Origin of the sequence: Alicyclobacillus tolerans, from assembly GCF_900142255.1 — a bacterium.
GTDB lineage: Bacteria > Bacillota > Bacilli > Alicyclobacillales > Alicyclobacillaceae > Alicyclobacillus_I > Alicyclobacillus_I tolerans.
Genome location: NZ_FRAF01000016.1, coordinates 59,603 through 74,949, shown reverse-complemented (window position 1 = coordinate 74,949; position 15,347 = coordinate 59,603). Strand labels below are relative to the sequence as shown.

Here is a 15,347-nt window from a genome sequence, read left to right as displayed (position 1 = left end):
GGGTTTAATAAATCCGTGACAGCTTGACTGTCAAAACTTCGCAAATACATGAGATTTGTCCCGTAGAATAGGGATAGTTGGAGAATGTGCTCCTCCAGATCCGCTTCACCGCCGGGGTGATCTTTTGCGTTTTATTATTGAGCAATCCGATGAAGTCATTGTTACCCATTCAGGTATGGCGTTGATTGGGTTGCTCCTTGAAAAGACTCGAATCGGCGAACGTCTCAATCAAACACGGTTAGACGGCATGGGAACTCCAGAAATCCTGAACCGGGACATTGCACATGCGTTTATTGGCTTGCTTTGCCAAGGCAAAACCGACTTCGACCACATCGAACCCTTCCGGGAGGATGATTACTTCCTGGATGCACTGCAGATTCAGAGTGTACCCTCCAGCCCCACATTACGCCAACGCATTGACATGGCTGCTGGAAATGACAGTGACGAAAATATCACCTTTTGCCATGCGCAAGATAGCAAATCGGATTTCATCATCAAGCGAAACCTGCGAAAGGAATACGTCGATGCTTGCCTCATCACGGTGCAACAAACTAGCCCTGCACTTCGTTGTCGGGGCTTATTATCTGTTACGTGTGATTGGTCAGGAAAGCCTAAAGCGCTGTGAACCACCGCTGCGTAAGAAGGAAGAACGTCGTCGCATCCGGAAAGTGATTGAAACTTGATGACGTTGGTTACGAAGGTAAAGCGGGCACTCTATGCAGATAAAACTGAAACTGTGCCAAGACAATCGGTGACTCCCCGCGTTTCGAAGGTTGTATCTGGCATTGTTATGAAGACAAGGTGGTCGTCGAACTGGAATTTCAACCTCCCGGAAGCTCCCAAGACCAAGCGGGGTCGGGACTTCGTCACTCCAAAGGCGGCATGACATGCGAACTCGATGACCAACACCGGAACGACCACCGTAGGCGACTTCGTAGATGCCGAACTTCTTCCACTTTTGCTTACAGAGACAGCAAATTGGTCAAACCGTCACGGATTCAGGAAATAAAAAATGAATACATTTATTTTATAATCAACATAAATTTTCATTCAATCTAGAATATCCTTTCCTAAACTCTTTTGAACATTAAACTAAGAATTATACGTAATTAATTTTACAATAAATGATTTCCTGATTACAAAATTTATTCACTATGGTCTAATAATGTTTATCTCGTGATTAATCCGGAAAAAATGAAAATTATATTTCTTAGTTTGGGGGAATGTAATTAATGTATCAAAATCTATCTGAACAAAATTTGATTTCTAAACAATTAGAAAAAGGGGAATCTAATAATTTATCTAAGAATCCTTCTATGATTGTACCCGTAGGTATCAATCTAATTGAAGGAGATTTCGACGGTGAAACTAATAAAATTTATCGCCCAATTGTATCGACAGGTATGATAATTACATTAGATGATAGAGGAACACTTACTCTCCCTAGTGAAGTAATACAACTTCTCCATATATCTTGTAATGATCAATTAGAAATTTATACAGATGGTAACCTAGTGTTTATAGCCAAAAACGGGGTTAACAAAAATTTTTGTTCAAGTTGATCATTCAATTGTTGAAAAAATTGCATTTTCATTATAATAATATGAATAATATTATTCTAAAACTTAACTTTCGCAGACCAAAGCAGATAGATATGCCTTGATGTAATTGGACAAACCATCGATCCACTGAGAAGAAGTAAACGAAATCGCGTAGCCAAGTAATGGATAACGACAACTGGGATACCAAATACGAAACATTCTGCAATAAGCACACATGGTTCTGATACAAAATTCATCTCGCTGTTTATACTTCCAGCAGGTTACCGGTAACCTTAAAAGTTATATCTGCTTATTTATGACGGTGATGGCGATTCCGCTTATGAAAGATTTCGTCAAAAACTACGGTCGGAAGCTTAAATACGTCATGATGTATGCCCGGGTATGACCAGGTGAAAAACTACGAAGCTGCCCGTTGTGGCTATGGTGCGCAAGCAATCATTGCATTCAATAAGCGTGGAGAAAAAGAACCACCTGCTGGAATGGAATGTATCCGATGGTACACATTGTTGCTCTATGGGTTCCGAATCGAAGGGAGGCGAGATATAAAATGCAACTTTTCAGATGCTAGCATCTCCAGCTTGTCCTTCGTAACTGCAGAAGAGTCCGCGATGTAGATAGCCTTTTACTGCGGATGGATTCGTCGACCAAATCAAATAGACGGGATATGTTCTCAAAGTTCCATGTGTGGTTATCCCGTTTCCCCTTGTCCAAGTTCGCATCAACCGAGAGTCCACCAAGTGTGGTCAGCCTAAAAAGGATCTGCTTGAGGTCTGGCATATGATCTTTTGAATATCCCCGCACAATCCGAAAGTCGTCCTCCCTACCGGTCCTGACTTGCAAGTTCATCCTGACACGTATAATCTCCTGTCAGGGACACAGAAGTGGTATCGGAATGAAAACGGCAGCAGGTCATCGTAATTGTCGTTCACACGTAGTTGTCTTACATTATGGAGCACTAGCAGTGGATAGAGCCTATCTAGATCCAGGTCATATAATCTGTCGAGTTCTCGACCCAGTGCGTCATCATTGAAGAAATCAGAAGTCATGACTCTCGTAGTGTACCCGATTTTGTCAAGACAGATGGGAAGGCTTTTAAGACACATCTTCCGCAACTAAATAGGCCATTCAAATTGGAAACTGCGCGCGGGCGGGGTTTAGAGGCGTTCATGATCTCAAGCCATCGATATCCGGACAGATGTAAACGCGATCATTGCATAATATGATCAGATATGGAAGTAATAGTCGTGCTGACGCCATCTCTGATCATGCACTTTTTTGTATCTCACTGTAAATGCTCATGTCGAGCCCGAAGAACCCGAGTATCCGTTCGCGTTGTGGGTTCGCTGGATTTACATTCACCCGTTGTCTTTGTCCCTCGATGCTGACCCATGTTGTCACCATCTTCTCGAACATCTCCAGCACGGATGCACCCGTCGGACGAAAGCTCTTGCGCTTACCAGGCAGAATCAATGGCTCTGTTTCCTGTGCCATCTGTTCTCGTAAGATATATTCGAATGCGCTGTACAGTAAAAGAGACAGCAGCATCAAATACCCAAATGTCTTCACCCGACTCGGGCGTTGCAAGAAGATGGGACCGACGTGGTACGGGCTTTTCAAGTACCGGAATTGGCATTCCACTTCGTTTTGGTCTTTATACAGTCTTAGAACCATCCTGTCAGACAGGCTTTGGTCGTCCCGGATTTCTGTCATGAGAACAAACGTAGATTCCTGCTCTCGCCAAGCCTGTGATGCCTCCTGCGTTGGTGCAACCACTTCTACGAGTACGCGGTACTCCGTCTTTATCACCGGCGTGGCTTCATCTTTACGAGGACGACCACGACGAGCATGTTTTTCTTGCGTTTGTACCGACTCAATCGATGTCTGTAACGTGTGCAGGCTTCGGCGCTTTGTATGCACGAAAGCATCTGCAGCTTGTTGCGCATCCGCTTCACAACTGTACATACAGCGCGTTTCCTGCTGGATGGCTTTCTCCAGAGACTTCTTTTCTCAAACAAACACATCCTCTAATTTGTGCTCTTTGCGTGCTTCCAGGTTGGTGGACCTCACGGCAATGAATCGGTACGTTTGGCCATACCGTTCTCGGCGAAACGACTGGATTTTGTAGGTCGCTGAGTGAACAGATTCACTCATATGTCCAAGCTCGTACCAGGCATGCTCCTTTTCCCATGCGGTCCGCTTCAGTTGTTCACAAAGTGAGAAGGTGGCTGGAAGACGGGAGATGAAGTGCGTCTTTGTCTCGTGAAACTGCGCCAGATTGTCCTTTGTCACCGCCGCTGCATCCACGATGTAGATGGGCTTACCGTGGACATCTTCACTGACCAGTCCGGCCAGTTTAGCGAGGGTGTCCAAGTTCCAACTGTCGTCGTCTTTATTTCCGTTGTTCACGTTACCACACAGCGGAACTCCGCGAACCGTGGACATTCCAAACAGCATTTGTTTCCAATCCGGGCGGGGATCCTTCGAGTATCCACGGACAATCTCCATGTCCTCTTGGTCTGGATACTCCCCGTAGAGTGACAGGGAGGTCGTGTCCGAGTGAATCGGCAAAAACCCATCAAACTGCGCTGTCATTTTCAGAGATTGAATCGTCGACATAGCGAGAGCCGTATATAACGTTTCCATATCTGCATCATGGATCACATCCAGTGCGCGTCCAAGTGCATCATCGTGGAACTCGCTTGCGGTGATACCCTCGCCAAAAAGCAATTCAACGTCTTGTTCCTCGTAAAACTCCTGCACTTTATACAGGCTTTGCGGCCAGCATGGATGTTCATGAGTAATGCTACTACTCGTCTGCCAACAGTGAATTTGAAATCATCCCGACCGACGCGCTCGTCAATAATTCGTCTCCACTGCAGCCAATCGAGCAAACGTGCAAAAATGGGTGTCGGTCCCATCACAAACGAACGGGCGTCGTAAATCAATTGGAAATCTCTCTGCCTTGAAGTTCATTCTCAAGTTGGATTCTCCACGCAGGGGGTTAGTTCCTGTCGAAATTCTTTCGTGGTCGCTAACACAGCGCGGAAGCTGTGTTAAGAGAGAAATGCAATTCAGATAAAAACCGTCTCACGCTGCGTTCCGTTTCATTTGCCAATTTCTGAATTCCAAAGGCGAGCGATAACCTAGTGCGGAGTGTGGTCGGTCCGTGTTGTAAAAGTGAATGTACGATTCAATTGCCGCTTTCGCCTCGGCAAAGCTGTTGTATTCCTGCAGCCAGACTTCTTCCTCTTTCAGTGACCGGAAGAATCGCTCGATGTATCCGTCAGCATCAGGGTTGTTGTACCCCGTCCGCTCGTGATTGATTTAGCAGACCTTCATCGCTTCGATGAACCGTCGACTCGTCATCTGGCAGCCATTGTCCGTTCGAAGCGTCAAACCGGCACCTTGAACGCCGCTTGGGAAACGATCATTCAGCGCCATATCTACAGCATTCAACAAGTCCTCCGTATGGCAGAACCGGGAAAATGAGTACCCCACAATCTCCCGGTCATAAGCGTCAATCACGGCAAACAGATAACCCCATCCGTCTTTCCCGCACCACACCTTCGTCATGTCGCACTGGAAATGCTCGTTGGACCTAGTGACTGGTATTTTCCCTCGCCGTTTCGCTCGTGAAGCGCCCCGTTTCTGGGTTTTCGCCAGCAGCCCCATTTCCTTCATCAGCCGATACCCCCGTTTATGGTTCACCCGCAAGTTGTATCGGCGACGCAGCATGACTTGGATTCGCCGGTATCCGTACGTGGGGAATTCTTCGCACAGTTTCCGAATCCACTGATGAACCACAGCGTTCTTATCCACAGGAGGCCGCTTCGGCTTTGGCACATACGGCTTCAATAGGCTGTAACAGTACGTCCGATTCAGCCCTAACGCTTTTGCAATCACTGGGACCGGAAACCCTTCTTTGGCGATCTGACAGACCAAAGAACGGCTATTTACTTCCGGCCCCAATTCGATTTTTTTCGCAACACATCCACCTGCATCGTAAGCTCACCGATCTTAGCCCTAGCTTCCTGCAACTCCTTCTCCAACTCCTGCTCCCTCGTAGAGGGTCCGGACTGAAGTCCAGCCCGCCCACCAGACAGGAACGCTTCACGCCACCTGTAATAAAGACTCTGGGCCACGCCATGCTGCCGACATACTTCGCTAATATTTGCAATAGGCATCATGCCCTCGAGGACGATGTTTATTTTTTCATCCACTGTCCACTTACGTCCCAGCATCACAAACACCTCTATGTCACGCTGAGAACTCTTGCACTTTATATAGTGCTTTGCGATCTGTGCCAATGTTGATGAGTTGCGCCTTCAGACGAGTGCCATCAGCGAGCTTGCAGTCGTTCCGCTCCGCGCGGCGTCATCTACGAATTTCACACACCCAAATCGGTCAATGAACTTTGTCTAGATGGCAGAGACGCCGATCACATAAGACTGCATATCCGTGATCAACTGGAAATTCCACAAGCGATAACTTACATGGATAACTCATTCATCAATAACATGCTAAATCCCTGTTAAAAATCAAGGAAGCGCCCCAACAGGGGCGCGGAAGATATAATATATGCAAAATTCTTCTAAAAATTTTTTCATCTATATAAGTTTTCTCTATAACATTATATTTTAGCTATATCTTACTAAACTATAACAAATTCTATATAACACATTTTTTACATAGATTTTATAGGACTTGAAATCTAACTATTATAGTTAATTATCTGCATTTGATTGTGTATAGAATCTCGCTTCTCCAATTAATACCTTGTCACCTGACTTTAACCCGGCTAATACTTGAGTGTTTTCATTACCCATTACTCCAAGTACAAGTGGAGCAAAATATACACCCGAAGGAATAGTTACATTATCCACAGCAATGAAATGCTCCGCCTTTGCCTCCTGTTTTGACGCAATCACATATACACCCTGATGACCATCATAATTTTGGATTGCAGTGGATGGTATGACTAGTGAGCGGACACTAGAACCAAGATGAATTGTTACATTTCCTGTCATTCCAGGACTTAATCTTTTGTCAGATGTATCTATTGAGGCTAAGACTTTATATTCGTTTCCATTTCCAGTTATCGGAGTCGGATATATTTTAAATATTTGTCCCTTAAACGTTTTTCCCGGTACTTCAGGAACTTGAAAATCAATTGAATCACCAGTTTGAATATAATTAAGCTGAGATTCACTAACTGCCAAATCAATATGCTCCTGTTGCATATCTAAAGTAAATACTGGAGTTGTTGGCCCCACAGTATCACCTACATGTTCAATCACCTGGGTTATTATACCATCTACAGGGGCTTTTAATATTGTATACGATTCATTAACTTCTGCAGCTTGTAGCTGTGCTTGAGCTGCCTGAACGCCTGCTTGTGCAGTTTGTACTGCAGCTTCTGCTTCTTGTAATTCTGCAGGAGTTGAAGGCTGTGTTTCTTGTTCTGCATCTGCTTCTGCTGTTTGAACTGCTTGCTTAGCTTGTTCTACAGAATTTTGAGCATTTACAAGCGCTTGTTGCTGTGCTGTTCGATCTTGATATTCTAATTCAGCTTGAGTTAATGATCTTTCAGCTGCTTGATACTCAGCTTGAGCTTGTTGTACAGATGTATTAACAGATGTACTCTGCGCTTCAGCCTGTGCTAGCGCCTGCTGATCTGATTTCACAGCTTGTTCCGCCTGTTGCAATTGATAGTATCTTTGACTAAGATTTTGATAGACAGTTTCATCTTCTTGCAAAACAGATGTATACGGATTAGGCGCTGGATATCCAGCAGTATTATAGGAGTTGTATGTCGCTAATTCGTTATTGTAAATATTCTCAGCTTGTTGAACCTGCTGCAAGGTAACATTACCATCTTCTGCTTCATCTGTTTGTAAGTTTTGTTGTGCAATTTCCAATTGATTTTGTGCACTTGCAATAGATTGTTGCGCACTTTTTTGATCCGCAGTTTGATTTTGCTCTGCTGTTTGTAGCGCTGCTTGTGCTTGTGTTACTGCATTTTCAGCAGCTATCACTTGTGCTTCTTGGGAAGTTCGATCATTATAAATATTCTTTTGTTGCTGATATGCTGCTTCAGCAGTTTGAAGTGCAGTTTTAGCTTGCTGGACTTGCGCCTGTGCTTCGGCAATTGTTTGTGAAGTTGGTCCTTGCTGCAACAATTGTAAATGTGCTTTTGCTTGCAAAACATTGCCTTCTGCTTGACTTACTCCTGCCTGAGCCTGACTAACAGCTGCCATTTCGCTTGAATTATCTACTTCCGCCAATACTTGACCTACTTTAACATGATCACCTACCTGAACATTTTCTTGTGTAATCATTCCACCTTGCCCTTGAAAGTTCAAACTCACACTGGAAGATGCTTTTACTGTTCCTTGCACATTAATTCTTTGAGTTGTTGGTATATCAGGAACTAAATATATTTCGGAAGATGGAATGTTAATTGATGAATCTGTATTTCTTCCCAATATAGACTCTAATAAACCTAATACAAAAATTAAAATAATAACAAAGATCAGAATCATCCATCTTCTTCTACGAGGATTTCTTAAGGTATTCGTATTTTTGTTCGTTACAGTTTCCATTCCCATTTTAATACCTCCTAACTATATTTGTAATTTAAATTTCAAGAGAAACCATCTCTGATGTATCTTTTTTTTGTTCAACATTTTTTTTATTTTTATTAGAAAAGAACATTGTCATCCCCCATGCAACTGCTGTTAAAATTGATGCAATAAAAAAAGTATCATTCATCCCATATACAAAAGATTTCTCACTCATTTGTTTATAAACTTCAATTATAGCTTGCATTTGAGCATTTGCATACGACATGCCCTGATGAATAAATTCATTTTCTAATAGATTCAATTGAATACCTTGAGGAGTAAATGGTGTTATAACGCTTGCCAAATGTAAATTATGTGCAGTTTCTCGCGTTGACATATAGTTTGTAAGAATGGCAGTACCTAAAGAAGCTGATACTTGCCGAAAAGTATTTGAAATGGCTGATCCTTGACTTAACATAGTCAGCGGCACATCATTCATACCAGCAGTTGTTATAGGCATCATCGCCAACCCCATCCCTAAACTTCTAACTATGTAGAGTGTTTGAATATGACCTTGCGTTGTATTTAATCCCAGATGAGCAAAACCATATGTTGCATAAATTACAAATACTAATCCTACTCCAGACAATATACGTGGTCCCAGTTTATTAAAAAGTCTTCCCGAAATTAGCATCATTACTGCTGAGCCAAATGCTGCTGGGGTCATAAATTCACCAGTCTGCAGCGCAGTATATCCACGTATATTTTGCAGATATATTGGCAAAAAGAATATACCTACAAATAAAGCTACATAAATTACACCAGATATTACTAAACTCATAGAAAACATGTAATTTTTTAATATTTTTAATTGGATTAGTGGTTGTTCTATTGTCAACTCTTGAATTACTAACAATCCTATAAACACTACGCCAATTAAAATAAATAAAACTACTTGCCAAGATTTCCAACCATGATCAGAAACATTGCTAAAACCATATAGTAAACTAAAAAAACCTATACACGAAAATATAAATCCTAAATAATCCAATTTATATGTTGTTGCATGTGGAAATTCATAGAGGGCTAGCACAGCCATAATAACTGCTATAATACCAATTGGCACATTAATGTAGAAAATTAAGCGCCATGAAGCATAATCTACGAAATAACCACTAAGCAACGGCCCAAAAGCCGGTGCCCCCATAATAACTACACCAAACAAGCCCATAATGACACCGCGTCGCTCAGGCGGAAAAATCCTGTAAATCATCGTTTGAGCTACAGGCATCATAAACCCGCCCCCAACTGCTTGTATGACCCTGAAAAAAATCATGCTTGGCAGATTCCACGATATTCCACATAATGCAGAACCTATTGTAAATGTGATTAATGAGAATATAAATAATTTTTTAGGACCCAATCTATCAGTCAACCATCCAGATATAGGAACTAAAATACCAAGTACCAAAGTATATCCAGTAAGAACCCATTGTATTGAATGTGTACTAGCATTTAAAGCTGACTCCATAGCAGGGATTGCTACATTAACTACACTCGTATCTAGCACTGCCATAAATGCCCCAAGCAAAATTATGAAAAGTTGAAAATACGGATTCCCCATATGTTCTGCAGAATATCCAGAATCCATATTATCCCCCCTCTTTATGATTGTTTATGAATTTTTACCTCAACACTCATACCTGGCGCCAAACTGGCTATTGGTGAGTTTTCTATTGAAATTTTAACGGGAATTACTTGTGTAACTTTTGTAAAATTTGCATTCGTACTTTCACTAGGAATTAACGAGAATGTCGATGCTGTTGCTGCTTCAATTTGTTCAACCTTCCCATGTAATAATAATCCCGGATATGCATCTACTGTTATATCAACCGGTGCTCCAAGATTTACATAACGAATTTCCGTTTCTTTAACATTTGCTGTCACCCATAAGTTATTTAAGTTATATGCATATGCCAACGGGGTACCCATAGCGACATATTCACCATTGACAGCCGTTCTTTGTATAATCGTAGAATTTGCAGGTATAGGAATTGGTACACTAGAACTAGCATCTCCAGAAGTAACTTCTATATCACCAATCGTTGCTCCTGATGGATATGTTGTTCCGCCTATACCAGTCCAATCCGTAATTTTCCCTGATGCCGGTGCCGAAATGACTATCTGTCTTCCGTTAATGAATGCGTCATCTGTACTTACATATTCACTTATTTGTTTCCAATATAAAAATCCTCCCGTGCCACCACCCAGTACAATAATGATTGCTGCTATTGAAAATAAACGCGTTCTTAATGTCACTCTTTCATCCCTCCGTGACTCTCCATACAATGAAGATTTTTTATAATTATATAGTGCGCATTTATTAGTTTATTGATTTGTTCATCATTTAATGAAAAAGCGTTTAATATAATAGTCTCAAATTCAGATCCTTTCCCAAATATTCGTTCTATCTTTTCTTCTCCTTCAATAGATAATCGAAGTAAGATTTTACGTCGATCAGTTAAAGAATATGTACGATTAATTAGTCCAGCATCTGTTAGGAGATTAGTCAAATAACTACATCTTGCCATAGTAATTTCCATTTTTTCTGATAATTGTTTTAGATTAAGAAATTGTTCTTTTTGTAAAACCTTAAGAATCATAACTTCTTCATGACTTAACCCGTGATCTCTTGCAATACTTCTTAACTTCATAGATAAAAGCCGATAGATTTCTCTATAACTTTGTAGCAGTTGATATCGAATTTCTAACAATTGATTTAACCACCTCCTATATTTTAATATATATTATATATACGAAATGATTATAATGTAAACTATATAAGTATCAAAATTTTATCTTGTCTACATATTGTCCACAATTAATTAACACCAGTTTCGCACCCGATTTAATCTGGTAATACGTTGATACGACTGGGGATTCCATACGATAAAAATGCAAAAACACCCTCCTTTTTTGCTAGACTGAAGTTGCTGAGACAACCATCTACAGAGAAGAGGATGTTTGCCATGATGGTAAGTGACCCCAACATTCAAATCAACTCCAATCTATGGTTTTTACTTTTTTAAAGAGTGCAAGATTGCTCGATTGCTACAACCGTCGAACATCACCAAGCATGCTGGGGTCGCGGTCCTGGATGTGTTCCCAGTCATTTTCAGTCTCGTATTTACGCAAGGATGCCTAAACCGCTGGCTAAAGCAGTTTGGTGGTGCTGGGTTGGGTAAGGACATAATTTCAGGGGCGTTCCCGTCAATGGCTCTCACTTCTTTCCGCGGATGTAAACCTGTCAGACGACGAAGTAATTCGCATCTACGGCAAGCATTGGGACATTGAGTGTTTCTTCAAGGTCAGTAAATTCAATCTGCGATTGTCAGAGGAACTGCAAGGACGCACATACGACCATATGTTTACCCATACCACTATCGTTCTCATGAGATACATCATGCTGTCAAATCAGCACAGGACGAGCAATACTCAAGAACGACTTTCTTCTTCGATTGCCTTAACGAACTCAATGACATCCGGTTCGCAGAGGCCATGCGTCTACTACTCGAATGGCTATGATCCATGATGTTAGCATCAGTTCTAATATCCCTACTATCATGAACTGAACCCCATTTTGTATACACTCTATAAAAAATGTCCTACGCATTTTGGAGTCAGTTGTTTCTAAATTCTACTGGCGACATATCATTATGCTTTGTCTGGAACGCTCGTTATTATAAAAGTGAATGTAGTCTTGTATGATCTTCGCCAGTTTTCCTGAATATAACAAATGTGTCTTAGCTCTGCTTTCAAATGCCCGAAGAAGGACTCCGCATGCATTTTCGAGACCGTTACCTTTTCGAGGCATACTCTGGATAATGCCTTTCTCGCGCAAGAGTTTTTTGTACTCATGCATTGTATAGTGCAATCCTTGGTCACTGTGAATAAGCAAATCTTTTGCTGAACGCTCATCTATGGCTTGCTTTACAGTATGTATTTCAAATCCAACGCCAAGGTTGGAACTGAACTGATAAGAGACGACCTCATTGTTGAACAGATCTATTAAAACTGACAAATAATAACGTTTTGTGCTCACATTGAGTAGAGTAAGAAGCAGAGCGTAATCGAAATATTTCCCTGCATCTCCTCTCCTGCGCCTGTCAGCGCATCCGGCTCTCCATTTTGTGAGCAACAAGTGTAAACTCCCCATTACCAGCAATTGAAAATTCCCCATCTTAAACGGACAATCTCCCCTGGAGGGGAGAAATCTTGGTTCAGAATGGAGAGTATTTTGTGATTCGGGATATGAAACAACGGGGAATGAGCATCTCGCAAATTGCTGAGGAGATGAGGAGGGATAGAAAGACCGTGCGCAAATGGCTGCAACAAGAAACTCATCAACCCTATCAGCGTTCTGTGACACCACCGGGTAAACTAGAGCCGTTCAAAACATTCATCCTACAGCGTATGGAGGAAGGTTGCAGGAACGCAGTCGTACTTTTCGAGGAAATTCAGCAACAAGGGTATACCGGATGCGTCACCACGCTACGCAATTTTATGAGACCATATCGTGAGACGCTTCCTGCGAAGGCTACAGAGCGTTTCGAGACACCGCCGGGCCGTCAAGCACAAGTCGACTGGGGTCACTTTAAAGTAGACTGGCAGGGTACAAAGAAGCGCCTTTATGCCTTTGTCATGATTCTTGGATACTCACGCATGCTGTATGTGGAGTTTACCGAAGATGAGAAGCTGGAAACGCTTATGGGGTGTCATTGGCGTGCAATGCAGTACTTTGGTGGAATGACAGAGACCTGCCTTTACGACAATATGAAGACAGTGGTCGTTGGTCAGGACGAGCAAGGAGAGGCGATTTGGAATGAACGATTTGCCAACTTCGCTGCACATCATGGCTTTGCAATCCGACGCTGCCAGCCACATCGCCCCCGTACGAAAGGCAAAATTGAAAATGGCTTTGGATACGTACGAAAGAACTTTTGGCCGCGTATTCGAGAATTCACCAGCTTATATAATTTGAATCTGCGCGCCCGAGTGTGGATGGAAACCGTAGCCAATGTCCCTATTCATGGCACAACCCATGAGCAGCCTGTAATCCGTTGGTAGGATGAGCCTCTCAAACACTTCAATGTCATGCCATTTGAATCCGTAGAGCGTTATTCACGAAAAGTCCCAGCAGATACATTGGTTTCGTACCCAACGAATCGATACTTAGTGCCCTATTGATACGTTGGGCAGAATATTCAGATTCAGGATGACAAAAACGGTATGTTGCATTTTTACAGTGAAGGAACCCTGATTGCAGATCACCCAAAGTCGACGGGACGATACCAAGTACTCACCAATCAAAAACACTTCGAGGGGATTCGAACAGCAAGTCAGAACAAGGTTCCCCAACCCACGCCTCGACTGATCTCGAATCCAACGCCCACTGTCTGTGTATGAGCAGTTTTTGAATGAGGGGTTGATATCGTGATTCTCGTCCGAATCTCTGAGATTTTCCATTTTCATTCAGAACAAGCGTCTAAACACAACACACTTTCCGCGCAGCATTCGGCGGTCTGTTGAATTTTAGAACAGGAGCCGGCTTTCGGTCGGCGAATTGTAGGCTCATATCGCTCAACCGGTTAGGGGATTTCCAGTTTGCTTGACTTCGAGGATATCAGACAGTTTCACCTGGGTGCGGCTCCGATGTGGTCCCGTCTCATCGATAGGCTTGGTTGGACGAAATGTATCGACGAACACGTGCAGCGGGATCAGTGCAAGCTGTCGGTTGGCACCCGCATCAAGGCTCTTCTGGTCAATATCGGCACGGACCGCAAGGCGTTGTACGAAGTGGAGAAATTTTATGGCAAGCAAGATATGGAGGTGGTCCTGGGCCCCGGAATTGCTGCCGATGACCTGAACGACGATGCGCTCGCGCGCTCCCTCGACATTCTGTTTGAGTCGGATGCACAAGCGCTGTATACGAAGATTGCTTTGTCGACTGTGCAGTCACTCAACGTGTTGCATCAGTTCGACGACTTCATCCCGGTACATGCGGACACCACGTCCGTCTCGGTGTTTGGAGACTATCCCGACCACCGAAATTTCGAAATCGTACGCGGGTATTCGAAGGACCACCGCCCGGACCTCAAGCAGATCATCTTTGGCACCGCCACGCTTAAGGGGCTGCCCATCTACGGCAAGGTCGACCGAGGGAACATGGACGACCATACGTGGAACCACAACACCATCGCACAGATGGCGGGACTGGTGAGCCAAGAGGTTCATGGCCAGGTCATCTACATTGCGGATGCGGCTGCTGTGACGGAGAGCAATCTGGACTCATTTCATGAAACCAACACGCACTTCATCTCCAGGCTCCCGGCAACGTTCTCTGAATGCGAAAAACTCAAGAGAGCCGCGTGGGACAAGGAGGACGCGTCGGCCGCAGCGGAAGCGTTCGTTCGCACCCACAAGCGCGTCATGCACAGACTGCAGACATCGCTGGAACCGGTGGAGACACGCGAGAAACGCTCGCGGCGCGGTCGGCCCCGCAAGGATGAGGCAGTCCCGGATGTCGTGACCCAATACCGTGTTGCCATTGAGATTCTCCCGCCAATCGACGAGACGCTTGAGGCCTGGAGACAACGGGAAGCGACGTTCGTCCTGATGACGGACATTCGTGATGAGCAGCGCCTGCCGGACGAAGCGGTGCTCAGATTGTATAAGGAACAAGGTGAAGTGGAAGGACGGTTCCGACACCTGAAAAGTCCGTATCACGTGGGACCTATCTTTCTTCACCGACCCGAGCGGGTCCATGCGTTTGGCTATGTGATGCTGCTGTCCCTTCTGCTATACAGCGTGTTTGAGTACATCATCCGTGAGAAGATGGCGAAGGAAACAGAACCGCTGATCCTCTCCGGCGGGCGCAAAAGCTTTCGACCCACAGGGAACTCGCTGCTGGATATGTTCGACGACATCTTCACCGCGCACGTGATGGTGAACGGCGAATGGCACAGACTGAAGACGAAACCTAGAGATCTGTAGTTGGAGCGGATTCTTCACTTTCTCGACATGGACATGAGCATCTACTTTGCGGTCGAAAAAAGTACCTGATGCGACGCTGCGTCAGCATTGCTTCGATTTCCAAATCCGATCATATTTTGGAATGATCGTGCTTTCATCAGACCCATTATTCACCACTATCCACCATCTA

General features: G+C 43.7%; 11 protein-coding genes and 2 pseudogenes. 4 read left to right on the top strand and 9 right to left on the bottom strand.

Annotated features, from left to right (window positions below):
• Positions 1-124 precede the first annotated feature (124 nt).
• Together BUA75_RS10090 and BUA75_RS10085 are read left to right on the top strand one after the other, a co-directional pair.
• Positions 125-625: a hypothetical protein gene (locus BUA75_RS10090; RefSeq protein ID WP_072873252.1), complete on the top strand. Its 501-nt coding sequence runs from the start codon at positions 125-127 to the stop codon at positions 623-625.
• Positions 626-1,232: 607 nt separating this feature from the next.
• Positions 1,233-1,562 (top strand): AbrB/MazE/SpoVT family DNA-binding domain-containing protein, encoded by a 330-nt coding sequence (locus BUA75_RS10085; protein ID WP_072874479.1) that lies wholly within the window; start codon positions 1,233-1,235, stop codon positions 1,560-1,562.
• A gap of 1,263 nt (positions 1,563-2,825) precedes the next feature.
• Here BUA75_RS10085 and BUA75_RS10075 read toward each other — a convergent pair.
• The 9 genes and pseudogenes from BUA75_RS10075 to BUA75_RS10040 all read right to left on the bottom strand — a co-directional run bounded on the left by BUA75_RS10075 (position 2,826) and on the right by BUA75_RS10040 (position 12,323).
• A pseudogene (locus BUA75_RS10075) lies at positions 2,826-4,507 on the bottom strand (IS1634 family transposase).
• A 142-nt stretch (positions 4,508-4,649) separates the two neighbouring features.
• Positions 4,650-4,886, bottom strand: coding sequence for an integrase core domain-containing protein (locus BUA75_RS16530; RefSeq protein WP_129583600.1), 237 nt, complete (start codon positions 4,884-4,886; stop codon positions 4,650-4,652).
• Positions 4,887-5,366 (bottom strand): IS3 family transposase, encoded by a 480-nt coding sequence (locus tag BUA75_RS15630; RefSeq protein WP_207549744.1) that lies wholly within the window; start codon positions 5,364-5,366, stop codon positions 4,887-4,889.
• A 149-nt stretch (positions 5,367-5,515) separates the two neighbouring features.
• Entirely contained in the window at positions 5,516-5,803 is a 288-nt protein-coding gene (locus tag BUA75_RS10065) for a transposase (protein ID WP_072874477.1), read from the bottom strand.
• Positions 5,804-6,286: 483 nt separating this feature from the next.
• Positions 6,287-8,170: an efflux RND transporter periplasmic adaptor subunit gene (locus tag BUA75_RS10060; RefSeq protein ID WP_072874476.1), complete on the bottom strand. Its 1,884-nt coding sequence runs from the start codon at positions 8,168-8,170 to the stop codon at positions 6,287-6,289.
• 28 nt (positions 8,171-8,198) lie between these two features.
• The gene (locus tag BUA75_RS10055) at positions 8,199-9,776 is read right to left on the bottom strand and encodes a DHA2 family efflux MFS transporter permease subunit (RefSeq protein WP_083574270.1); all 1,578 of its coding nucleotides are present in this window, start codon (positions 9,774-9,776) and stop codon (positions 8,199-8,201) included.
• 14 nt (positions 9,777-9,790) lie between these two features.
• Positions 9,791-10,444 (bottom strand): HlyD family secretion protein, encoded by a 654-nt coding sequence (locus tag BUA75_RS10050; RefSeq protein WP_072874475.1) that lies wholly within the window; start codon positions 10,442-10,444, stop codon positions 9,791-9,793.
• The gene (locus BUA75_RS10045; protein ID WP_072874474.1) at positions 10,441-10,899 is read right to left on the bottom strand and encodes a MarR family winged helix-turn-helix transcriptional regulator; all 459 of its coding nucleotides are present in this window, start codon (positions 10,897-10,899) and stop codon (positions 10,441-10,443) included. The genes BUA75_RS10050 and BUA75_RS10045 overlap by 4 nt, the downstream gene beginning before the upstream one ends.
• 923 nt (positions 10,900-11,822) lie before the next feature.
• Positions 11,823-12,323 carry a DDE-type integrase/transposase/recombinase gene (locus BUA75_RS10040; protein WP_165611990.1) on the bottom strand — a complete coding sequence of 167 codons (501 nt, stop codon included), beginning with the start codon at positions 12,321-12,323 and terminating at the stop codon, positions 11,823-11,825.
• Between the two features lie 77 nt (positions 12,324-12,400).
• Here BUA75_RS10040 and istA point away from each other — a divergent pair, with 77 nt between their 5' ends.
• The gene (gene istA, locus BUA75_RS10035; RefSeq protein ID WP_242650299.1) at positions 12,401-13,252 is read left to right on the top strand and encodes an IS21 family transposase; all 852 of its coding nucleotides are present in this window, start codon (positions 12,401-12,403) and stop codon (positions 13,250-13,252) included.
• A 585-nt stretch (positions 13,253-13,837) separates the two neighbouring features.
• Positions 13,838-15,247, top strand: a pseudogene (locus tag BUA75_RS10030) (IS1634 family transposase).
• Positions 15,248-15,347 lie beyond the last annotated feature (100 nt).

Excerpts from the sequence above, each read along its gene's own strand:
- BUA75_RS10085 (WP_072874479.1), top strand. The coding sequence starts at position 1,233 with ATGTATCAAAATCTATCTGAACAAAATTTGATTTCTAAACAATTAGAA.
- BUA75_RS10065 (WP_072874477.1), bottom strand. The coding sequence starts at position 5,803 with ATGCTGGGACGTAAGTGGACAGTGGATGAAAAAATAAACATCGTCCTC.
- BUA75_RS10060 (WP_072874476.1), bottom strand. The coding sequence starts at position 8,170 with ATGGGAATGGAAACTGTAACGAACAAAAATACGAATACCTTAAGAAAT.
- BUA75_RS10055 (WP_083574270.1), bottom strand. The coding sequence starts at position 9,776 with ATGGATTCTGGATATTCTGCAGAACATATGGGGAATCCGTATTTTCAA.